Annotated in this window: 1 pseudogene; it reads left to right on the top strand. The window is 55.0% G+C overall.

Annotated features, from left to right (window positions below):
• Positions 1–91 precede the first annotated feature (91 nt).
• Positions 92–880 (top strand): annotated as a pseudogene (locus AC2FAP_RS24385) (transposase); the annotation flags it as partial.

Here is an 880-nt window from a genome sequence, read left to right as displayed (position 1 = left end):
TGGGGCGGCCCCGAGAAACACCAGACAGTAGATGTATCTTAAAATAAGAGATAGGCTTAAACATATGTCTAATACTGGTTCTAATTTTGAGATGACAGGAATACTGTTGGGGCAGGAGCTCCGCAAGCGTAAGACTCCGCAGGAAAAAATTGCCATTATCCGGCAGACCATGGAGCCGGGGATGACCGTCTCCCATGTTGCTCGTTTGCATGGCATTCAGCCCAGCCAGCTATTTAAGTGGAAAAACAGTATCTGGAAGGCAGCCTGACTGCCGTTGCTGCCGGAGAAGATGTCGTTCCGGCATCAGAGCTGTCCGCCGCAAACAAGCAGATCCGTGAGCTTCAGCGCCTTCTGGGTAAGAAGACGATGGAAGTAGAGATCCTGAAAGAAGCAGTGGAGTACGGACAGGCCCGAAAATGGATAGCGCATGCGCCCTTGTTGCCAAAGGACAAGGAATAGCCCAGGTAAGCAGCATCATGGGCGTGTCGCGTGCGCAATTATCACTGCGGGTTCACCGTTCTGCCGACTGGCAGGACGGGCGCACTCTCCGGCGAGACGAGGAAGCAGACGCAGAGGTCCTGTCGCGCATCCTCGGTATCATCAGCGATATGCCCAGCTATGGCTATCGCCGGGTGTGGGGAATAATGCGGAGACAGCTTCGCGATGAAGGTCTTCCCCCGGTGAATGCCAAACGGGTTTACCGTGTGATGAGCGAGCATAATCTGTTGCTGCTGCATGACAAACCACAACGGCCTCAGCGCGAGCATAACGGTAAAATCGCGGTAGCAGAGAGCAACCAGCGCTGGTGCTCAGACGGCTTCGAGTTCGGATGTGACGACGGCGGAAAACTGCGCGTGACGTTCGCGCTGGACTGCTGCGA

Source organism: Enterobacter cloacae complex sp. 394I7 (assembly GCF_057320345.1).
The sequence above is the reverse complement of the archived record's forward strand: the minus strand, read 5'-3'. Positions and strand labels throughout refer to the sequence as shown.